Annotated in this window: 21 protein-coding genes and 1 pseudogene; 3 read left to right on the top strand and 19 right to left on the bottom strand. The window is 34.6% G+C overall.

The window, feature by feature from the left end; genetic code table 11:
• Positions 1-38: 38 nt before the first annotated feature.
• The 13 genes from FHY60_RS05640 to FHY60_RS05580 form a co-directional block, all read right to left on the bottom strand.
• Positions 39-914, bottom strand: a complete 876-nt coding sequence (locus FHY60_RS05640) for an LCP family protein (RefSeq protein WP_243122239.1) — start codon at positions 912-914, stop codon at positions 39-41.
• A 28-nt stretch (positions 915-942) separates the two neighbouring features.
• Entirely contained in the window at positions 943-1,542 is a 600-nt protein-coding gene (gene yqeK, locus FHY60_RS05635) for a bis(5'-nucleosyl)-tetraphosphatase (symmetrical) YqeK (RefSeq protein WP_139904042.1), read from the bottom strand.
• A gap of 36 nt (positions 1,543-1,578) precedes the next feature.
• Complete coding sequence (gene nadD, locus FHY60_RS05630) at positions 1,579-2,187, bottom strand: nicotinate-nucleotide adenylyltransferase (protein ID WP_139904041.1); 609 nt, start codon at positions 2,185-2,187, stop codon at positions 1,579-1,581.
• A gap of 443 nt (positions 2,188-2,630) precedes the next feature.
• Entirely contained in the window at positions 2,631-2,924 is a 294-nt protein-coding gene (gene yhbY / locus FHY60_RS05625) for a ribosome assembly RNA-binding protein YhbY (RefSeq protein ID WP_139904040.1), read from the bottom strand.
• 21 nt (positions 2,925-2,945) lie between these two features.
• On the bottom strand, positions 2,946-4,217 hold the full coding sequence (obgE, locus tag FHY60_RS05620; RefSeq protein ID WP_139906298.1) for a GTPase ObgE: 1,272 nt from the start codon (positions 4,215-4,217) through the stop codon (positions 2,946-2,948).
• A gap of 81 nt (positions 4,218-4,298) precedes the next feature.
• Positions 4,299-4,601: a 50S ribosomal protein L27 gene (gene rpmA / locus FHY60_RS05615; protein WP_139904039.1), complete on the bottom strand. Its 303-nt coding sequence runs from the start codon at positions 4,599-4,601 to the stop codon at positions 4,299-4,301.
• Between the two features lies 1 nt (position 4,602).
• Entirely contained in the window at positions 4,603-4,944 is a 342-nt protein-coding gene (locus tag FHY60_RS05610) for a ribosomal-processing cysteine protease Prp (protein ID WP_139904038.1), read from the bottom strand.
• Positions 4,945-4,946: 2 nt separating this feature from the next.
• Positions 4,947-5,261, bottom strand: coding sequence for a 50S ribosomal protein L21 (gene rplU, locus FHY60_RS05605; protein ID WP_139904037.1), 315 nt, complete (start codon positions 5,259-5,261; stop codon positions 4,947-4,949).
• 134 nt (positions 5,262-5,395) lie between these two features.
• Positions 5,396-6,832: an Rne/Rng family ribonuclease gene (locus FHY60_RS05600; protein ID WP_139904036.1), complete on the bottom strand. Its 1,437-nt coding sequence runs from the start codon at positions 6,830-6,832 to the stop codon at positions 5,396-5,398.
• Positions 6,833-6,985: 153 nt separating this feature from the next.
• The gene (locus FHY60_RS05595; RefSeq protein ID WP_180375478.1) at positions 6,986-7,711 is read right to left on the bottom strand and encodes a TIGR03936 family radical SAM-associated protein; all 726 of its coding nucleotides are present in this window, start codon (positions 7,709-7,711) and stop codon (positions 6,986-6,988) included.
• Positions 7,680-9,542 (bottom strand): TIGR03960 family B12-binding radical SAM protein, encoded by a 1,863-nt coding sequence (locus FHY60_RS05590; protein ID WP_139904035.1) that lies wholly within the window; start codon positions 9,540-9,542, stop codon positions 7,680-7,682. The genes FHY60_RS05595 and FHY60_RS05590 overlap by 32 nt, the downstream gene beginning before the upstream one ends.
• Positions 9,543-9,652: 110 nt before the next feature.
• On the bottom strand, positions 9,653-10,513 hold the full coding sequence (locus tag FHY60_RS05585) for a M50 family metallopeptidase (protein WP_139904034.1): 861 nt from the start codon (positions 10,511-10,513) through the stop codon (positions 9,653-9,655).
• A gap of 17 nt (positions 10,514-10,530) precedes the next feature.
• A complete protein-coding gene (locus FHY60_RS05580; protein WP_139904033.1) occupies positions 10,531-11,319 on the bottom strand; it encodes a M23 family metallopeptidase in 789 nt (262 codons plus the stop codon).
• A gap of 776 nt (positions 11,320-12,095) precedes the next feature.
• Here FHY60_RS05580 and FHY60_RS18255 point away from each other — a divergent pair.
• On the top strand, positions 12,096-12,794 hold the full coding sequence (locus tag FHY60_RS18255) for a DUF6431 domain-containing protein (RefSeq protein WP_243122238.1): 699 nt from the start codon (positions 12,096-12,098) through the stop codon (positions 12,792-12,794).
• Here the strand turns inward: FHY60_RS18255 and FHY60_RS05570 are convergent.
• The 6 genes from FHY60_RS05570 to FHY60_RS05540 form a co-directional block, all read right to left on the bottom strand.
• Positions 12,791-14,566, bottom strand: a complete 1,776-nt coding sequence (locus FHY60_RS05570; protein WP_243122237.1) for a diguanylate cyclase — start codon at positions 14,564-14,566, stop codon at positions 12,791-12,793. The genes FHY60_RS18255 and FHY60_RS05570 overlap by 4 nt on opposite strands.
• A gap of 64 nt (positions 14,567-14,630) precedes the next feature.
• On the bottom strand, positions 14,631-14,867 hold the full coding sequence (locus FHY60_RS05565) for a hypothetical protein (RefSeq protein WP_243122236.1): 237 nt from the start codon (positions 14,865-14,867) through the stop codon (positions 14,631-14,633).
• Between the two features lie 39 nt (positions 14,868-14,906).
• Positions 14,907-15,221 (bottom strand): type II toxin-antitoxin system RelE/ParE family toxin, encoded by a 315-nt coding sequence (locus FHY60_RS05560; RefSeq protein WP_139904032.1) that lies wholly within the window; start codon positions 15,219-15,221, stop codon positions 14,907-14,909.
• A gap of 1 nt (position 15,222) precedes the next feature.
• Entirely contained in the window at positions 15,223-15,480 is a 258-nt protein-coding gene (locus tag FHY60_RS05555) for a type II toxin-antitoxin system prevent-host-death family antitoxin (protein WP_139904031.1), read from the bottom strand.
• A 457-nt stretch (positions 15,481-15,937) separates the two neighbouring features.
• Entirely contained in the window at positions 15,938-17,686 is a 1,749-nt protein-coding gene (locus FHY60_RS05545; protein WP_139904030.1) for an ABC transporter ATP-binding protein, read from the bottom strand.
• On the bottom strand, positions 17,673-19,418 hold the full coding sequence (locus tag FHY60_RS05540) for an ABC transporter ATP-binding protein (RefSeq protein ID WP_139904029.1): 1,746 nt from the start codon (positions 19,416-19,418) through the stop codon (positions 17,673-17,675). Before FHY60_RS05540 ends, FHY60_RS05545 begins: the two co-directional genes overlap by 14 nt.
• Before the next feature lie 208 nt (positions 19,419-19,626).
• Here FHY60_RS05540 and FHY60_RS05535 point away from each other — a divergent pair, with 208 nt between their 5' ends.
• Entirely contained in the window at positions 19,627-20,070 is a 444-nt protein-coding gene (locus FHY60_RS05535) for a helix-turn-helix domain-containing protein (protein ID WP_139904028.1), read from the top strand.
• Between the two features lie 333 nt (positions 20,071-20,403).
• Positions 20,404-21,014 (top strand): annotated as a pseudogene (locus FHY60_RS18785) (hypothetical protein); the annotation flags it as partial.
• Between the last annotated feature and the right edge of the window lie 319 nt (positions 21,015-21,333).

The raw sequence follows: 21,333 nt of genomic DNA, 5'->3' as shown, positions 1-21,333 counted from the left end.
AACAAAAATTCAGCTAAGCTGAATTTCCTCCACCATTTTTAATTGATAAGTGCTGCAATATCATTATTTTTGCCCTCGTCATAAATGAAATATGATACCCCGTTTACCGTTTGCAGATCGCCCTTAATTGTTCTGATCTGCATATTCTCCGGTGCCACATTTATTAAGGCCGGACCATATTTTAATATATCGCTTCCATCCATATTTGTTTCTATGTACTCCGGTAATATTTCAAGTATCTTTGGTATTTTAAGAATTATAGAAGCACTGCTTACTTTTTCAAATACACTCTTTATTAGTATATGCTGATTTTCGATTCTGTCCAAATCCCCCAAGGCAAAGCCTGTGCCGTCATTGTTTTTTCTCCATCGGAAGAATTCCTCTGCCTTTTTTCCGTCTAAGTGGACATTTTGTCCTTTATTAAAGTGAATGTGCAGGTTTTGTGCTTCATCATCATAGTCCATATCCCTATCGATATCCACTTCTACTCCGCCAATAGCATCGATAAAGCTTCTGAAACCTGCATAGTTAACTTTACCATAGTAGTTTATCTTTACATCCAAAAGCTTTTCTACAGAATCTATAACCCAGGGAACCCCACCTAAAACGTGAGCTGCATTAATTTTTTCATTTTTCCCATTTACCTGAATCAAGGTATCCCTTGGCACAGAAATAATGTTGACTTTATTCTCACTGTACTTATAGTTTACCAGCATGATGGTATCGGTTCTCTTATGCTTGTCGCTGCTGCTTCCGTCACCAATATCCACTCCCATAAGCAGAATGTTTACCGGCTGACCGTCATCTTCAACTTTAACTGGTTCAACTGCACTGCTGCCGCGGCTAAATTTATTAAGATATTGATATAATTTACTTGTTCCAAATCCAAAAGCGGTTATAAAAATTATCAACAAACAAAGACATGCAAAAAGCAGATTACTTTTAATTTTCCTTCTCATTATGAGCACTGCCTTTCCCTATGCTTAACAGTAAGGAGTTTCTTGCATCTATTGTATTAGTATGAAGAAGCTGCCCTTTATTAATAACATATTTTATGGTATTTTCCAGTGACATAAGCATGGCCCTGTCTAGATCCACCAAGGCTTCTCTTCTAAGGTCCTCCACCGTAGGAAAATCCCTGGAGGGTTCTATGTAATCTGCAATATATATAATTTTGTCCAATAGGGTCATACATCTTCTCCCTGTAGTATGATAGGTTATTGCATCCAGGATTAGGCTGTCTTCTATGCCCATTTCCCGCTTGGCAATAATTGCTCCTGCCATACCATGCAGCAGCTGAGGAGCTACCTCTTCAATCCAATCCGGTATATAACCAGTTGACTTAACTAAGGTCAAAATATCTTCATCACTCATATTTTTTGCACAATCATGTATTAGAGCCGCCAGTTTTGCTTTCTCTTTGTCCTCGCCATAGGTTTCTGCCAATTTGACAGCAGCATCCCTTACACCGAGCACATGTTGGTATCTTTTAGGAGACAATCTTTCCCTTATATAGTCTAGTATTTGAATTTCGTTCCACATAAATAAAGCCTCTCTTCTGAAACTGGAGTAATATACCTACTTAAGGTATAATCTTTTCTCCTTGATTAGGACTTCTACCCCCATAGGTAAAAAAAAGGATACATCCTTTCCTTCTTTTATGCATTGTCTTATGTAAGTGGAGGAAATATCCAAGAGAAGTAGGTCCAAAAAAGTTATATTACAATTGAACTTCTCCTCAACGCTTTTCTTTTGTCTTTGAATATCTTCCTTGCTATATCCAGGTCTATTAAAAACAACAAACTTTGCAGCCTTCATTATTCTGTCTACATTTCTCCACTTATCCAAGTCAAATAAGCAATCGCAGCCTGTTATGAAATATAATTCTGTATTATTTCCTTCCAAGCCCTTTAAATATTCAAGAGTTTCATATGTATAACTATACCCATTTTTCCTTATTTCATAATCACTTATCTCAAAGTTTTTATAATTTTTTATTGCCCTGCTGACCATATCAAAGCGCAGCTCAGAGGGTGTTATACCTTTAAGACTTTTATGGGGGGGAATACCGCTGGGCATAAAAATCACCTTATCCAATCCCAGACTCCACAAGGCTTCGTTAGCAATATACATATGGCCTATATGTATTGGATCAAAGGTCCCCCCAAATATCCCCTTCCTAATCATATAAATCACTCCCAGCCTATATTGTCATAAATTACTTATTTGAAATAAAGTGCAAAGCACTTTTCAATTAGGAATGAGTGATGAGTAATGAGTAATTATGGATGAAATTCAGCGGAGCTGAATTTCTGCTAAATTATTTTTTAAGTATTTATCCAATGAAAGTGTACAAAATAAACCGTTATTATTTACTGTTCACGATTAATTCTTAATTTTATAATTTTTCCATCCTGTGTCTCATAAAACATTGGGCATGCTATGGCATGCCTATATAAATAATAAAATTAGAGATTTTTCGTAGAGAAGCGGAGAAAAATCTTCCTCAATTACTCATTACTAAGTGCTCATTACTCATTTAGAAAATTGCGTTGTGACGCAATTTTCTATTTAAGCGTAAGCGCAACAACCTTTGCTACATTGTCAATTGTCCATTCTCAATTTTCCGTTTATTCCGGTAGTTCAATTTTAGGCTTCTTGGATGACTTCTTGTATAGAACCACCTTGTTCCCTATGGCCTGAACTCCTTCACAGCCTATGGCTTCACAGATGGCATCGCTGGCTTCTCTTGCACCTAAGCCGCTGTTATTGAGTACAGTAATTTTTATTAGTTCTCTTGCCTCCAAAGCATCTTCTATCTGCTTCAAGAAGCTTTCTTCTATTCCATTCTTTCCTAATTGAAAAATTGGATCTATTGTATTAGCCAAGGATCTCAAATAACTTCTTTGTTTTGATGTAATCATACTTTCCTCCGTCCCAATCAATTATAGTAAGAATTCGAATTCAAAATCGTTCAGTCTTACAGTATCTCCATCCTGTATCCCCATCTCCAGCAGTTCATCAATGATGCCCTTGTTTTTAAGCACCTTATGGAAGTATTTCAATGAGTCAGGATCATTTACATTTACTGCTAAGAGCAGTCTGTCTACGAAGCTTCCTTCAATAACATAAACTCCGTCTTCTTCTCTAATTGTATAAGTAAATCTCTTCTCTTCAGGAACAAACCTATCTTCTTCCTTTATTTCCAGATCAACAACCGGTATGGTGCTAAGCAGTTCTGCCGCAGCTTTTATTAACTCGTCAACGCCCTGGCGGCTGGCTGCAGAGATTTTAAATACTTGCTTATATCCCATTTCGTTAAGTTTCTTTCTGAAATTTTCGAAAACCTCGTCGTCGTAGAGCATATCACTCTTATTTGCAGCAATAATTTGAGGCCTATCCCACAGTTTTACACTGTATTTTCTTAGTTCCTCATTGATCTTTATGAAGTCTTCTACAGGGTCTCTTCCTTCTATGCCGGATATGTCTACCACATGTATCAGTATTCTGGTTCTTTCAATATGGCGTAAGAAATCCAGACCTAGGCCTACACCCTCAGCAGCTCCTTCAATGATTCCCGGAATGTCTGCCATAACAAAGCTGGTATCTGCAACTTTTACAACTCCCAGGTTAGGTTTTAGGGTTGTAAAATGATAGTTGGCAATTTTAGGCTGAGCCTTGGAAACCACTGATAGCAATGTGGACTTTCCTACATTAGGGAAGCCAAGTAAGCCAACGTCTGCCAAAAGCTTCAGTTCAAGAGTAATCCATCTTTCTTCTCCAGGCATACCCGGTTCAGCAAAGTTTGGAGCCTGTCTTGTAGGAGTTGCGAACTTTGCATTACCCTTTCCCCCTTTACCTCCTCTGGCTACTACAAAGGAATCTCCGGCATGGGACAAGTCAGCCATTATCTTATTTGTTTCTGTATCTCTTACAATAGTACCCATAGGCACTTTTATGTATAGGGTTTCTCCATCCTTACCATAGCATTTGGAACCGGCGCCGTTAACACCATTTTCTGCTATGTATTTTCTTTTGTATGTAAAGTCTAGTAGTGTGGTCATGTTTGGATCAGCAACCATGACTACATCGCCGCCTCTGCCGCCGTCACCACCATCAGGACCTCCTAAGGGTACATATTTTTCCCTTCTGAAAGACACTGCTCCATGGCCACCGTCTCCAGACTTAACGAAAATTTTCGCCGTATCGATAAACATACTCATGTCATCACCCTCGTTCTTTTTTATTTTTAGAAGCTTGTCACCCGTTTAAAAAAAGCACCCTCTCGGGTGCCTTTATTATTCTGCGATTACTTCTTCTACGTCTACAGGATATACACTTGCCTTTTTCTTGTCTCTACCTAGTCTTTCATATCTAACTACGCCGTCTACTTTAGCATAAAGTGTATCGTCCTTACCTATTCCAACATTAGTACCAGGATGTATCTTTGTACCTCTCTGTCTAACTAATATGTTACCAGCTAAAACAAACTGTCCATCAGCGGACTTAACGCCCAATCTTTTGGCTTCACTGTCTCTACCGTTTCTTGAGCTACCTACTCCTTTTTTATGAGCACATAACTGAAGGTTGATTATTAGCATATCACTGCACCTCCTCTACCGATACTTTTATATATTCACTATAACTCATTTCTAAATTCTCTAGTCCAAGAAGCATGGTTCTAAAAAGAATTTGACATTCCTTTATCTCTTCCGGACTTAACCTGGAAATATCTAAGCGGATATCTCCTTCTTCTGCAACATATGGCGCCCCTAATTTCAACACCTCGGTAACACCTAAAATGGTAACCTGAGACAGATTAGAAACTACGCCGCATATTACATCATCATAGACCGTAACTTCCCCTTCCATGTATTCGGCATGACCGCTTACAGTGAAAGAAACTAAGTCATCCTTGTGCTTATGAAAGACTATATCAATCATAATTATGCTTCTATCTTTTCAACTAGAATCTTAGTGAATGGTTGTCTGTGTCCTTGCTTTCTTCTGTAGTCTTTCTTTCTCTTATACTTGAAAACAATAATCTTCTTAGCCTTGCCTTGAGCAACAACCTTAGCAACAACCTTTGCACCTTCAACAACAGGCTTTCCAACTACTAATTCTCCATCAGCCTTTGAAACTGCAAGAACTTCGTTTAGTTCAACTGTTGAATCAACTTCAGCGTTTAATTTTTCAACGAAAAGAACGTCTCCTTCTTGAACTCTGTACTGCTTTCCACCAGTAAGTACTACTGCGTACATAAATACACCTCCTCTATCCAGTCTCGCCATCTGGGGTACATAGAGTTAACTATGTTTCGACAAAACCCTTCGTGTGCGGTCTACAAAAGCCATTTTAACACATATGATGATGCTTGTAAAGGAATTTTTTAAAACTATAATCTATATCTTTCCACAGCTTCCCTTTGGCTTGCGAAAATTACAGGTTCCATTTTGAAGCTTTCCAGGTCTTCACTGTATTTCAAGTATATATTTTTTCCCTCTGCTCCTATAAACTTCAAAAATTGCTGCAGGTCTTTCTCTACAGCGTTTCTGTAATAATTGCTCAGCTGTATGTAAATATCTTTGATGCTGCTGTCATCTTCCAGTTTTAACATCTCATTTCTTATGAGGTTACATATGTAAGAGAACCGAAGCTTCTTTCCATATCCGCTGCACTCTGCGCAGGTCTCATCTATAAAATCCGCAGCAGGCTTTCCTCTTCTTCTTCGTGCAATCTGTATGAGGCCTAACTCTGTAAAGGGATATACTATGGTCTTATTCTTATCCTCTTCAAATCCCCTCTTTAAAATATTAAATACCTCTTCTTTATGGCTTTTCTCTTCCATGTCAATGAAGTCAATAATAATGATACCACTTAGGTTTCTAAGCTTAATCTGCTTTGCGCAGACCTCTGCAGCTTCACAATTTGTTGAAAAGACAGTGTCTTCCCGGCGGTTTGATGCTACATTTCTGCCGCTGTTAACATCTATCACATGCATTGCCTCAGTTTTTTCTATTATTATGTACCCACCGCAGGTCAAATTTACTCTCTTTTTTCTCAGGGATAAGACTTCTTTTTCTATATTATAGAATTCAAAAAGTGATCTATGCTCCCTGTAAAGTTCCACCTTTGCGGATATATCTTGCTTATCTTTGATGAAATCTTTTATGATTTCATAATCACCGGAATTGTCTGTAACAATTTTAGATATTGATTCATCCACATTGTCTCTTAAAACCCTTGCAATAACCCCTCCGTCACTATGAAGTAACCCAGGTTTGATTTTGTAACTATGTTCTTTAACAATTTTTGAATAAACATTATAGAGCTGCTTTATTTCCTCATTGATTTCATGAGCAGTAACAGATGCAGCGGCTGTCCTGATTTTAATGCCAACCTCCTGAGGCTTTTCCAAGGCTGCAAGCAGGTCTTTCTTGTACTCTGCTGAGGTTATTTTTGAAGAAAAGCTTATATCATTGCTGTCAGTTACCAATACACAGTACCTGCCCGGAAGTGAAAAGGCTGTTGTCACCTTGGCTCCTTTATCTCCCAGCTCTTCTTTTACCACTTCCACCATAAGCTCGTCACCTTTTTTAATCTTCTTTTTTTCATACTTCCCCTCTAAGTATAGGTAAGCGTTTTTCTCTAACCCAATGTCTAAAAAGGCACTTTTTATAGCAGGAATAATATTTTTTACCACTGCCTTATATATCTGGCCCGGGTATGGTCCCTTTGTTTCTTCTTCCATAAAGCAGTCAATTAACTTATTTCCCTTTTTTATAGCTATTCTTAGTATGTCCTCCCGGCGTTCAATAAATATCTCCTTCAAGTCCAACACCTCTATAATTTAAGTTCAGGTAATACAGATATCCAACCATAAGCAGAAATTTAAACTTGCCTGAAAACCTGTTGAAACTTCAGGTTTTCAAACAAGTTTAAATCATGTTTCCCTATTGTCTATCTTGCCCTGAACTTTACTGATTTATCTTTTCAGATTATTAAAGTAAGAATCAATAGCTACATATTGGCCTTCTCTTAGGGTATACATCTCTACTCTCATTATATCCACAAAGGAGTTTTCTATTGCTCCATTTGTATTTGCCTTTATATAGTTACTTAAAAGTTCCGGAGAAAGGCTTTCCCTGCTGCCGCAAGGAAGCAGCGTATCTATTTCTAAAGTATTGCCCGTTATGTTGTAATTAAACTCCTTTATCATTGCCTTTATGTCCACTTCTTTTTCCCCGCTCTTACTTTTCTTTACCGTAGTCCATTGCTCTTTTCCCTCAAGAAGCTTTAACTCTTCGTTGAGTTTTGTTGTATCGCTATACTTTATTTTAACTTTATAGCTGGCCCCATCCAGCAGGGCCATTACTTGAGGAATCTTCCTTTCATTTGGAAGAGCATCCCCAACTTTTATTGCCTCAAGAAATCTGATGCCCCTTGGACTGCTCTCATTTAGTTTTTCTAAGATCACTTTCTCTTCCACTTCCTCAGTGAATACCACATCCAGATATTCTCCGGATGAATATACTCCTACTGAAAGGGGCTGGGCAAGAGATAGATTCATGTGTGGATTAAAGCCCTTGGAATACTCCACAGGAAGTTTTCCTCGTCTTATAATTCTCTGTATGGTTCTCATTAAGTCTAAATGGGATATAAACCTAATCTCACTTTCTTTAGTGAACTTTATTACATACCGCACCTGCAAAGCACTTCCCTTCTTTAAAGTTTACATTGATACCGCAGAGCTTGCAGCCAAGTCGGCAATCAGGAGTTAGTTCACCGTTTTTGGCCCTCTCATTCTCTGCAATTAAAAATTCTCTGTCAACTCCTATATCAATAAAGTCCCAGGGAAGTATTTCACTGTATTCTCTTTCTCTATATGCATAAAAGTCCCCGTCTACGCCGCACTCTTTAAAGGCTTCCATCCATAGGTCAAAATTGAAGTACTCTGACCACCCATCAAACTTTGCACCCTTTTCAAAAGCCTTTACAAGTACATCACAAAGTCTTCGGTCTCCTCTGGCAAATATGGCTTCCAAATAACTTACCAGAGATTCGTGCCAGTTATAGGTTATTGCCTTGCTCTTCAAGCTGGATCTTATGGCCTTAATCTTTTCTCTGGAAGTTTCCATGGTATCCTGTGGAGCCCATTGGAAGGGTGTAAAAGGCTTAGGCACAAATATAGATGTACTGATGGTTACTTTCAATCCCTTATTTCTCTTTTCCTTAGGCACCTTGAAATATTCATTTACAACCTTCTCTCCCAGGTCAGCAATACCCACTACATCTTCTATAGTTTCATAGGGAAGACCAATCATAAAATACAGTTTTATAGTGGACCAACCGGACTCAAAGGCATGCCTTGCAGAGATAAGTAAGTTTTCCTCTGAAACTCCTTTATTTATAACGTCTCTCATCCTTTGACTTCCCGCTTCCGGTGCAAAGGTCAAACCCGTTTTTCTAACTTTTTGAATTTCCTTTATCAAGTCAACTGAAAAAGAGTCTATTCTGATAGATGGTAAGGACACTGCAACCTTATCTTCTTTGTGCTTTTCCATCAAGGAAAAAACAAGATTTTGAATATCTGAATAGTCGCAGATACTTAATGAAGTTAGTGATAATTCGTCATAACCGGTATTCTTTAGCAGGGTTTCTGCCTGCTCCATCAACTTTGGAACCTTTTTCTCTCTTACCGGTCTGTATATCATGCCGGCCTGGCAGAATCTGCAGCCCCTTGTACAACCTCTAAAGGTCTCCAGCATTACTCTGTCATGAACAATTTCTGTATATGGTACTATCATATCTTCTGGATAAGGATTTTCGTTTATATCAGGAATAAACCTCTTGGTAACCACTGCAGGCACATCATCATATATAGGAGTGAAGCTTGCAATGGTTCCATCTTCTTTATACTCTGTCTTATATAAGGAAGGAATATAAATACCCTTAATCTTTGCCATTTCTCTGAGTATTTCCACCTTAGTCTTTACACCCTTTAATTCCCTGTAAAGGTCTAAGATTTCACCAACTACTTCCTCTCCTTCCCCAATCTGAAATATATCTGCTATATCATATAGGGGTTCCGGATTATAGGCGCAGGGACCACCAAATATTACAAGGGGATCCTCTTCTCTCCTTTGTGAAGCCCTTACAGGTATACCTGCCATATCAAGCATATTTAGTATATTGCTATAACTCATTTCATATTGAAGGGTAAAACCTACGAAATCAAACTCCCTTAAGGAATCCTTGCTCTCCAGGGCATAAAGGGGAATGTCATTTTCTCTCATTAACTTTTCCATGTCAGGCCAAGGAGCAAAGGCTCTTTCGCAGTATGTATCTTCTCTTTTATTTATCACATGGTATAGTATCTTCGTACCTAAATGGGACATTCCCACTTCATATACATCGGGAAAACACATAGCAAATCTTATGGCTACACTTTTGGTATCCTTAACAACGCTGTTTAACTCACCTCCAATGTATCTTGCAGGCTTTTCAACTCTATACAGTATATCATCATTAACTCTATTCATTGCTTCCTCCTCTGAAGTTTTTCTCTTTGGAGCAGTGGAAAACACACCTAGTTTTTCACCTCGCCTCAAAAACTACATCTATTCTAACACAAAGCCTATTGTGAAGCAATTTATAAAATATTATGTTCATCCCTGATTTTAACAAACTCTTCTATAGTAATATTGCCGTATTCCTTTAATCCCTGAACTATTTCTTCCTCGTAAAGCACATCCATTACCGCCATGTCATCGTCTAATACTGTAAATATATTATATTTATTCTTATCCATTATACTTAACACACTTATTAAATCTCCTTTATAGTAGATGGATATATGTTTATTTTCAATGTACTTCCGGGCTATAAACTTACTGCGCTTTCTTACTATGTCACCCATGATAATATAAACTATCCTTTCTCTTTCCTTATAGGAGGAGACTATTACAAATATTCCAATTATGGCAGAATTATAGTGGTGGATACCCAAAACAAGCAAAAAAATAAAGCTGCCTAATATAAAGTATCCCAGAACTATGCTTATTTTAACAGTGATCTCGTTAGCCCTTCTATATATTATTTTCATGCTTAATGCATCTCTTAAAATTCTACCCCCATCTAAGGGAAATGCAGGAATCAAGTTAAATAAACCCAAAGCAAGATTGCTTTTTATTAAAAAGTTTATGGTTGCTCCCGGGTGAACTGTACTGATTATATAGCAAGCTAAAGCTAGGAGTAAGTTAAAGCATGGTCCGGCAGCAGTAATAATCAAATCCTCCATTGGTGTTGCCTCATCTAAATCTTTTAGCCTAAGCACTGCACCAATAGGGAGTATTTTTATATCAAAGCCGGAGAAACCAAAAGCCACTGCCGTTCCATAATGTACTAGTTCATGAAGTAGAACCAGCAAAAAGGAAATTAATAATTCCCCTCTGAAGCCTATAATTATTAAAAGAATTATATATGGAATAAAGAACTTATTTAATTTTATCATCTACTTCTCCCAAGGAATTACTCTGAGATGTAAGTAAGTCTTATATATTCTTCAGGATCCTTATTTTCTCCCATATATAGCAACTCAAAATGGAGCTGCGGTATATTCGTCCGAGGATCGGTTCCGCTGAATCCTATAACCTCTCCAGAGTTAACAGCCGCACTATTTTCAACGGTTACTTCCTCCAGATTAGCATACTTTGTTTCAACACCTATTCCATGGTCAATAACTATGTACTTTCCCAAGATTTCATCTTGGCCAATAGATTTGACTACTCCATCACTACAGCTTTTTACCTCTGTACCAACAGCTGCATCAAAGTCAACGCCATAATGAAAGGTACTATTATTAGTTACAGGATCGATTCTTGTACCGTAGCCTGATACAACTTTCCCCTGAAGCGGTGATGAGAACTCTCTGTTGATTTTTTCTTTGATGGTCTCTTCACCGGTAATACTAGACTTTACATCTTCCATGTAATTTTGAATTTCTACGCTTAATTCTTGAAGATCCATATCCTTTAAGCTTTCAATGGCTGCCTTATAATCAAAATTATAGTTTACAATTTCCTTACAATAGTTATACACATTAGTTGTCTCCGGTGTTTTAATTATCTTGCAGGCCAACACAAGCACAAATAAGCAAAACACCAAGGTTAACTCTCTTAAAATTCTTTTGGCAAGCTTAGTTCTATCGAAGGGATTAAAACCTTTCGATGTGGAGGTTCCCCTGTAATACGAATTATTTCTTCTATTTTTCATTAACGATGCATAGTAAGATTGATAATGCGAGTTATAACTTCCCATGGTATCCCCCCATAATAGTTTTACATTTATATATATTATTGCAGGAGACCAAATATGCTTTCTTCGTTATGGAAATAAGTTGCGAAGCAACTTCAATGGACAATGGACATTTGACAATTGACAATGAAGGTTGAATTTCAGCATAGCTGAATTTCTATGTTTAGTGTAAAATGAAAATAAAGAAAAATGCAAAATAAACCTCTAGCAGTTTGCTGGAAAAAGAAAAAACATTGTCAAGCACCCTCAAATAATATATCCTCTAAGTTGTCCAAACTATAGGGGAGGTTATGGAAGGATGTTAACAATGTCTAGAGTTCATTATATCAAAGAACTAAGTCAATTTGAAGGAAAAAGTTTAAGGGAGATTAGCAGAATAACAGGACTTTAATTGCAAAAGTAAATTCCACCTTCATTTGGGAGCATTCATAGATTTGTGTAAATCAAATCTATAGATGCTTCTTTTTGCATGTATAGCTGGTAAATGTGGAAATAATAACTATAAATTAATTTAAAAGGAGTAGTGTAGATGAGAGAGATTAATATACCTAAGATTGATTTAAACGAGGAATTAAAAAGCTGCAAGAGTATGGTGTTAAAGCCACTTTATAATGTCGAAAAGTTGATGTAAATGCCTGTCCAATAATTGACGATATATTGACCATAGAGGTAAAATTTTTAGAAAGGAAAACGCTCCCCTTTGAAGTACTAATGTTACCAGCATTAGTACAGGGAGCGTCCTAAAACAACTATGGTTAGTATATCAAAATTTTAGTTAATTGAAAAGAGGGAACCCGGAGTTTTTTGTTAAGAGTGTAGAGCAAAGTTTTTGCCCATGTTGTGGAGGATGTTTAAAGGTCATAGGTAGCAGGAAAAGAGAGTTTATAAATAGTGAAGGAGCAGTGGTTGTACTCATAATTAGAAGGCTCAGATGCTGCGAATGTGAAAAAATACATCATGAGCTACCAGATATACTTGTTCCCTATAAACGTTATGGAAGCGAGAGCGTTGAAGTTGTGGTATCCGGGGACAATAAGCACTCGGTTGCTGCTGATGAATCAACCATATATCGCTTAAGAAGTTGGTTTGATTCATTAGAAAAGCCTAAAAGCCTGGACGCATTGAACGAGTTCTTCAGAGTTTGGCTTGAGGAATGTTATCAAAATAAAACCCATTCAGCCCTTGAAAATAATGCAAAGACGCCTTCATCGGCATACTCAAGCGATAGCAAACCACTGAAGTTTATTGACATAGATATTCTGGCAAATGCTTTTCTGCATTTTGAGGAACGAAAGGTTGACAAATCAGGCTGCATAAGTTTTCAAGGTAAAAAATATGAGGTTGGATTATCTTTCATTGGCTGCACCGTTAACGTTGTGTATGATCCTGCGGACATCTCCGTTCTTATTTATATTATAAAAAATAACCATCTTAGATTAGTAAAATGGTTATTTAAAACTATCATTCATTTTTATTAAATTTTATTTATCAATTTATCCACAAATAAATCAACTAAATCCGGGTCAAATTGTATACCCTTATATTTTATTAATTCATTTATAGCTTCCTCTTTTGATTTTGATTTTCTATATGGTCTATAGCTTATCATAGCATCATATGCATCCGCAATTGCTAAGATTCTCGCTATTTTGGGAATTTGTTCACCCTTAAGTCCCTTTGGATATCCGCTACCATTATACCATTCATGGTGTGCAAGAATAGCCTCTGCTAAAAAAGAAATTTCATTAGTTGATGAAACTATATGATAACCTATTTCTGAATGCTTTTTAACTTCAATCCAGTCAGCTTCAGTTAATTCACATGTTTTATTTAAAACATTTTCACTTACCCCTATTTTACCAATATCATGAATATTACCTAAAACTTCAAGTTCAGAAACTTCTTTTAAGGATAATTCCAAAGCTTCTCCAATCAGTTTACATAGTCTGCCTACATTTTTTGAATGTTCCACATCCTGCTTGCTTCTTTCATATAAAGTTTCAATAATAATTTTTAATGTTTTACTTTTTTGGCTTTTGCTTTCTAACATTTTAATACTATACATCATATCTTCAGAATCTGTTATTACTTTTATTATATCCTGTTGAATATTACATTTTGTAGAATATCCTAAAGAAATAGATAAATTAATAGACTCAATAAATTCTTTTTCACATTCTTCTTTAATTCTTTCACATACTTTTTCAGCATATTTTTCTTTAGTTTTAGGAAGTATAATAATAAATTCATCTCCTCCCCATCTAACTATAATGTCATTTTCTCTACATACTTTCTTCATTGTATTTGCTGCTGTTATCAAAAGTTTATCACCAACTAAATGTCCAAAAGCATCATTCGTTAATTTTAATCCATTTACATCACCCATAATAACAGATATAGGCAAATTCTCTTCTTTATCTATATTTTTTAGTTCATTATTAAAAAAATTTCTGTTAAAAATTCCTGTCAAAGTATCATGATATGTTATATAATCTATTTCTTTATCTTTATTAACTTTATCTGTTATATCTATAAAATTAATTACTGTACCATCTACTTGTTTCCTATTAAAAATAGGATAAATAGTATAAAATAATATTTTTTCTTTATTGTCTTTTTTTAAAATTATATTTCTATCACTTTTTGTTATTTCACCTGTTTTAATAACTTTTAATAAATCATTCATTATTTTCTCATTATCATCATTTTTAAAAAATGTTATTTTTTCATTAAAAATATTTCTATCTTTACAGCATATAAAATCTTTGGCAGTTTTATTTATTGAAATTATTTTTCCATCTATATCAGTACTTATTATTCCTTCTTGAATTGAAGATAAAATACTTTTATATAAATTTTTTTCTTTTACTTTATTTGATATATCAATAAAAAATGTTATAAAATAACCTTTCTTAGGTGAAAAAACTTTTATTTTATAATATCTTTTTAATTCATCTGAATACTGTTCTATTTCTTTTTCTCCACCATTTAATGCAACATCACCGTAAAATCTTATCCAATCAAATGTATTATTTTTTATATTAGGAATTATTTCAGTTACTCTTTTTCCAATGATTCGTTCTATTTTTAGTCCAGTAAATTTTTCAAAAGCATTATTAGCTTCTACATATTCATAATCTTCTGGTATATTTTTTTCATTAAATATTATCTTATGCAATGCATAAGCAAAAGGTAACTCGTGTAAAATTTTTTTATAAATTAATTCCTCCAATTTATTTCCTTCTTTCAACTAAAAATCTCTTGTTTAGATATTATATTATACCATATATTTTATATCCCTTTCAAATTATACTCTAACTTTCATCTTCAGCTTTAATTGCTGAGTAAATCAGTACTCTTATTGCTTTAATCTTTTTATTCTGTAAGTCCTCAAAGGCTTGATTAATATCACCATAAACATCTTCTAGCTCACAGAAGGTGTTCATATCAAATTTAAGTTTATATTCTTTATTTCCAATATTGATTTTAATGCCTTTGTTTTTAAGTTCTGATGCTTTCAAATTTATCAGCTCCTTTCTGTTTTTAGACAACAAAAAAACAGGGTTTAATTGCCCTGTTAATGACTTAATCTATACTAAATTTATCCAATCTCTTCTACTATATAATATTCTAATAATTGTAATTGTTTTACTCTCCTCAGTCACAATGTAAAATACAATGTAGTTATCCACCATAATTTTTCGTATACCTTTATAAGCTAGTCTATCATCAGCTACTAATGAATTTCTTAATGGCATATTTTCTAAAGAATTAATCCCTTTAGCTATTTTTGAAATTACTTTCTTTGCTGTTTCAGGTTCTAAAAGTTCTTTAGATATATACACTCCAATTTCATATAAATCCCTTTCAGCTGGTTCAGTAATTTGAATAACATAGGTACTCATTTTATAAATCCTTCTCAATATCAGCCAACGCTTCTTTAAAAGGTCTAACTTTTTTCTTTTTCATTGCATCAACACCTTCGTCAAGCAATTTATACAATTCAAATTTACCTACAAGTTTTTCATAAGTTTCAATACTCATAACTGCTAAATCTCCCTGACCGTTCTTTGTTATATAAACCGGCTCATTATATTTATGGCAGAAATCTGATATCTCAATATATTTATTTCTTAAATCTGAACTTGGTCTTATTACTGGCATGAAACCCCCTCCTGTATTCCTAATACTGTACACAAAGATTATTAATCTTTGTGTCTCCTGATTAATATATCAATATTATATCACTTTATTGATATATTAATCAATCTTTTGTCGTAAATTAACTTTTTTATTTATGGTGTTTCCACCGGCTCACTAGGCACTGCCGTAAAACATGAACTAATTATTGTTGCATCGACTCCTTCATCATCCTCATCACAGATAAATCTATAATTTCCATCAAACTTATCTACTCCTATCTTAAATTATGGATACAAGAAAAGAACCTTGATTACTCAAGGTTTTAACTGTGTTTCCTTTCTAGCCTTACTACCGTCTCAACGTGTGTTTTGATAGAAAAATGATACTAATACACATTAATATTGATTTTGCATAAAGGTGTACCCCCCAAAATAAGGGGACGTGGAGTATATTCCATTTATACTTTTACACAATATAATTAACCCCAAGTCAATTTCTCAAGTGCAATATGACTGCGATACCACTCATCATTTTCTAAAAGCATTTCCGGAGAACCTGCATTTTTAACCCTTCCATTTTCCAATATAACCACTGTGTCACTGGCAATCATGGAGGATAAACGGTGAGTTATGGACAATATTATATGAGCATCACTTGCCTTTTGAAGTACAGAAACTATCTTGTCTTCTGTAATAGAGTCCAAGTTTGCTGTAATTTCATCCAATAGAAGTATAGGAGGATTTGTTACAATAGCTCTTGCTATGGCCAAAAGTTGTTTTTGCCCTTGTGAAAAAAGAGTATCACTGATTATTTTAGTATCCAGTCCATTTTCCAAGGCTTCTACATATTCTGTAAGTCCCACAAAATCCAAGGCCTTCTCTATTTGCTCTCTATTAATACCGTCATCCTTCAAACTTATTTGGTCAGCCACTGTACCCTTTATAATATGAAAGTTTTGATCAACATACCCGAATATTCTACGTTTCTCTGAATTCGGTATATCATAAACATCAATACCATTTATTGTGATACTGCTCTTGGTTGGTTTAAGCAGTCCCATGATCAGTTTAAATAACGTAGTTTTTCCAACTCCTGTTCTTCCAACAAATGTAACTTTTTCATTTGATTTTAGATTAAAATTAATGTTTTGCAGGACATCAGCACCTTCTTCATATTGAAAGGAAATATCGTTAAAGGATAATCTCACATCAGCTGAGTCTGGAATGATGTCTTCTAATTTAAGTTCATTCATCTTAAGTTCATCTTCAGGTTCATTGTAAAATTCATTTACTCTTTTGATTCCGGATATGGCCTGCTGAATATTTTGTAGCTCCATTCCCAGGTTTTCAATTGGCGCAAACAAGTTAGATATTAATTCGATTGATGCTGCCACCATTCCTAAGGATATGTCCAAATAGTTCAGCTGTCTGGTAGATAGTACCACAATGAAAGCAATAACAACTGCTCGTGTAAGCTGAATAAATGGGGAATATACAGAATCATAAAAATTTACCTTCTCTACTGTATTGTAGTTATCAAGTAAATACCTCTTATAGTTATCCTCCATATAGCTTTCCTTGCTGTATGCTTTGATTATCTGTATATTTTTTACGCTTTCTGAAATATGATTGTTTACCCTGCCGATGAGTATTCTGTTTTCAATCTGTGCCTTGAGCATTCTCTTTTGAAAAACCCGTGTAATACCATAGATAGTTGGTAATAGTACTAAAGTTACTATTCCAAGCTTGCTGCTAAACATCCAAATTGAAATTACAATACCAATAAGCTTAAAGCAGTCAACCATCATTCCAATGATACCACTTGTAAACAATGAATTGATTGCATCAACATCATTTATAAACATTGAAACTACTGTTCCCGAACTATTGGAGGAAAAGAACATTGCATTTATCCTTTCAAGTTTTTCCATCATTTCAATTCTTATTTCCTTTGTAATCTTTTGTCCTAAAACTGTAAGAACAGCTTCTTTGACAAAATCAAATATCCCAATAAACAATAGCACACCAATATAAGCAATTGCTAGAACAAGTAATTTGTCAGAGGTCCTTGGTACAAGGTTATGGTCAACTATATATTTTAAAATCTGAGGAGGAATTAAGCTTGTACCAATAACACCGCAAATAGTAAATGCTAATAATACACTTATGCCAATATTGTTTTTAATAACTTTAACTATGGATCTTTTTATTAAACTATTTCCCATCATTTTCTCCCCCCTCTGCACATTGCAAATTAAATATTGTGGCATAAAGTTCTGATTTTTTCATAAGTTCATTATGTGTTCCATAATCTGCAGTTTTATCACTCTTTAAAAGTATAATCTTATTTATCCTATTAAAAATGGCTAAGCGATGAGAAATTAGAATAATGAGACTGTCTTTATAATTACTTTTTAAATTTTCGATAATTTTTTCTTCCGTTTTCATGTCAACCGCTGAAAATGGGTCATCTAATATTATAATTTTATTTTTATTAAGAAGTGCTCTTGCAAGTGCTATTCTAGCCTGCTGACCGCCGCTTAATTTTATCCCGCTATTTCCAACTAAAGTCTCTTGTCCATTGGGCATTGCTGCAAGGTCTGTATCAAAGCAAACATCCTTTAAAACAGAAGTAATGTCTTTTTTACTGCCCAAGGTTATATTATTATATATAGTATCAGAAAGCAGCTGCGGCTTATGACCTAAGTAAGAAATCATTTGGCTTCTCTCATATTCTGAGTAATCTTTAAGCTCCTTGCCATCAATTTTAATGCTTCCAATATAAGGGTATAATCCTAATAGAGATAATCCAAGTGTAGATTTACCAGAAGCAATAGGACCTGTTACACCTATAATTTCTCCAGTCTTGCCTTCAAAACTAATATTTTCGATAATATTTTCCTTGCCATCTTCATAGGAGAAACTAAGATTTTCTACTGAAAGTTTAGTCCCTCCTTTACTTATATTAGAAGAATTATCTTTTATCTTGAGTTCAGTAAGATATGACTTTATACGCTTCCAAGAAACCTGTGATTTTTGTACAGAATTAAAGAGCTTTGCTGATTTACTTGCTTTAACTGCCATAGCAGTAAATATTGCAACATAAGTAGAAAAATTTCCTACTGTCCAACCGCCATTAATTACTTTTGTTCCTCCCAGATAAATTACCATAATTATTCCAAGCATTGCGATGACATTATATATAGGTTGCATGGAATTTTCTAATATGTTAGCTTTAATAGCCTTGTTTTGCAAATCTAAAAGTTCATCTTCATAACTTGCTCTATTTTTGGCTTCCATGCCGGTTACACGATAAAGTATTGAATTTTCGATTGCATCATAGGTACTGCTAGCTATCTCACTGCTTTTCTTTCGATAGTCCTTTGAGTACTTATATATGACGCTTTTTAATTTTTCAGCAAGTGCCATAGCAATTGGTACAAAAGTAATAGAAAATACAGTTATTTTAACATCATAAGCAAGCATTGTTACCAGATAGGATATCATAAGCACACCAGTATCAAATACTTCAGTCGTAAACTTTCGCATTCCTTCAACACATAAATCCACATCAGAAATGACTCTTGTCATCAGGTTTCCCGTATTCTCATTATCCAGCTCTGATATGCTTTTGTGCATTATATTATTGTATATCATAAGCCTCATAGTTGACCTTGTTTTATTCGCAAAACGTCTTATATAAAAGCGCTTAACAAACCGTAGAAACTGTGTAGTTCCAATAATTGCAGCATAAGTAACTGCAAGTAATACTACAGAAAATAGACTAGCGCCCTGAGCGATGGTGTCAATGAGTTTTCCTTGATATATAGGACCTAGGATTATAGTAATATTACTTGCTATTCCAAATATTATAATACAGGCTGCAACAAACTTTTCTTTTTTCCAATAGTTTATAATTTTGTCTGGTTGTTTCATAGGTTCAATCTTTAATTGTGACATAACAACCCCCCCACAAAACAATAATACTACCAATTGCATTAAAATACAATCATATATATGTTATTTACATCTAAAATCATATCATTTTGTATTTTAACACTAGAATAATTGACCATAAATATCAATTAAGATATAATTTAAGATAAATAACGAACAATACTTTATTATAACTGATAGAAATCTTTCATAATGTTGAGGAGGAATCAATATGGATAATGCTATTTTAAATTTAGAGCAAGCGTGTGATTTTTTGGGTGTTGGCGAAAGAACATTAATAAAATTATTAAGAGAAGAGCACATACCAGCCAGAAAGATAGGCAGAGAATGGAGATTTAGCAAATCTGCCCTAATGGATTGGGTTGCATCAGGGGACTCTTATGAATACGCAAATAAAGAAGAAATATTTGAAGCTATTAAAGATAAGAACGGAAATTATAACATCATACTAGACACTATTTTTGATGAAGTATCAAAGATTAAAGAAAATAGAAATATCAATACATTATTAAAGGATGCCCCAGAAGGAATAGATATTCCAGATAACATTACACTTAGAGTTAGTTATAAGCAGAAGAGAGAAATAGAAAAATTAGAATTTAAATTATTCTGGCCATTAAGGGAAGAACATAAGCTCATTTCAAAGGAAAAGTAATCGTAGGTTGAGGAGTCTCAATTCCTTTAGTGGGGAAATTTCATTATCCACAAAAATCATGTACCTAATATTTTATAGCAACATTTGTATATCAACTAAAGCCGGTTAAAGGACAATTAAGCTCTTTGACCGGCATGTTAGTTGCTATTCAAATTCACATTCAATTTCTGTGCCATCAAGCAAGGTTACAATAATTCTTTCTCCTTCAAATACAGTTATTTTTTCTATTATCCGAGGGCTGTCGCACTAACTAAAAAAAGAGCGGCAGCTCTTTTTTATAAAACTATAAATCCCCCACTTCGAAAAGTGAGGGATTTACGGTAAAATATTAGTATGCAAAAACATAACATTTTACAAAAAAATTATACACTTAATCAAAGATATTTTCAATTAAAACTTCCATTCGATATGGATTGTATAATCCCAGTAAATGATTCAGTACGTTTGCTAAGTCAGTTTGTGGAGGAGATGGATTTAGAAGTGAAATATCTGGTGAGTCCATATTTATTGATGGCACTAAAATTGAAGCTTGCGCTAATAAATATACCTTTGTGTGGAAAAAAGCTGTAACTAAGAACCTGGAAAAATTACTAACTAAGATGGCAGACTTAGTAGCAGAATGCGAAGAACTATACGGAATAAAGATTGCATATCAGAATGAGGTAAAGATGAAGCATATAAAAAAGCTTCGAAAAAAAACTGTATGCAATGAAGCATGAGGAAAACATAGAGTTTGTGCATGGGCCAGGAAGAAAAAAACTCCGTTGCAGCGTTCTATTGAGAAGCTCGAAGAATATCTCAATAAATTAAAAGAATACACTGAAAAAATACATATTTGCGGTGAACGTAACAGCTATTCAAAAACTGATAAGGATGCAACTTTCATGAGGTTGAAAGAGGATGCCATGAAAAATGGCCAGTTAAAGCCGGCTTATAATTTGCAGCACGGAGTGGATTCTGAGTTTATCTGAAAGAAAGTGAGCAACTGTCCTTTATCAAACCAGCTAATTATCAAATATCTAAAACTCGAAAATATAAGAACGATATTGGACGGATAGAAAATATGGAATACAATGAAGCTGGTGACTATTTTGTTTGCAAAAATAATAAAAAGCTAACTGCAACTAAAACAACGAAAAGAAATAGAAAGATGATACTAAAACGCTTTAATATTTATTTTGTGTAAAGATGTACCCCCCTGGGTCTAAGGGGGTCTAATGATTCTTTTGGCTTATACACATCACCTATCTATTGCAAAGCCGG

The sequence above is a fragment of the Clostridium thermarum genome, assembly GCF_006351925.1.
GTDB lineage: Bacteria > Bacillota > Clostridia > Clostridiales > Clostridiaceae > Clostridium_AU > Clostridium_AU thermarum.
The sequence above is the reverse complement of the archived record's forward strand: the minus strand, read 5'-3'. Positions and strand labels throughout refer to the sequence as shown.

Coding starts and splice junctions, on each gene's coding strand:
- rpmA (WP_139904039.1), bottom strand. CDS start 4,601: ATGCTAATAATCAACCTTCAGTTATGTGCTCATAAAAAAGGAGTAGGT.
- FHY60_RS05580 (WP_139904033.1), bottom strand. CDS start 11,319: ATGGGAAGTTATAACTCGCATTATCAATCTTACTATGCATCGTTAATG.
- rplU (WP_139904037.1), bottom strand. CDS start 5,261: ATGTACGCAGTAGTACTTACTGGTGGAAAGCAGTACAGAGTTCAAGAA.
- FHY60_RS05560 (WP_139904032.1), bottom strand. CDS start 15,221: ATGAGTACCTATGTTATTCAAATTACTGAACCAGCTGAAAGGGATTTA.
- FHY60_RS05610 (WP_139904038.1), bottom strand. CDS start 4,944: ATGATTGATATAGTCTTTCATAAGCACAAGGATGACTTAGTTTCTTTC.
- yhbY (WP_139904040.1), bottom strand. CDS start 2,924: ATGATTACATCAAAACAAAGAAGTTATTTGAGATCCTTGGCTAATACA.
- obgE (WP_139906298.1), bottom strand. CDS start 4,217: ATGTTTATCGATACGGCGAAAATTTTCGTTAAGTCTGGAGACGGTGGC.
- FHY60_RS05590 (WP_139904035.1), bottom strand. CDS start 9,542: ATGAATAGAGTTAATGATGATATACTGTATAGAGTTGAAAAGCCTGCA.
- FHY60_RS05545 (WP_139904030.1), bottom strand. CDS start 17,686: ATGATGGGAAATAGTTTAATAAAAAGATCCATAGTTAAAGTTATTAAA.
- yqeK (WP_139904042.1), bottom strand. CDS start 1,542: ATGTGGAACGAAATTCAAATACTAGACTATATAAGGGAAAGATTGTCT.
- FHY60_RS05585 (WP_139904034.1), bottom strand. CDS start 10,513: ATGATAAAATTAAATAAGTTCTTTATTCCATATATAATTCTTTTAATA.
- FHY60_RS05540 (WP_139904029.1), bottom strand. CDS start 19,418: ATGTCACAATTAAAGATTGAACCTATGAAACAACCAGACAAAATTATA.
- FHY60_RS05555 (WP_139904031.1), bottom strand. CDS start 15,480: ATGCCAGTAATAAGACCAAGTTCAGATTTAAGAAATAAATATATTGAG.
- nadD (WP_139904041.1), bottom strand. CDS start 2,187: ATGATTAGGAAGGGGATATTTGGGGGGACCTTTGATCCAATACATATA.
- FHY60_RS05535 (WP_139904028.1), top strand. CDS start 19,627: ATGGATAATGCTATTTTAAATTTAGAGCAAGCGTGTGATTTTTTGGGT.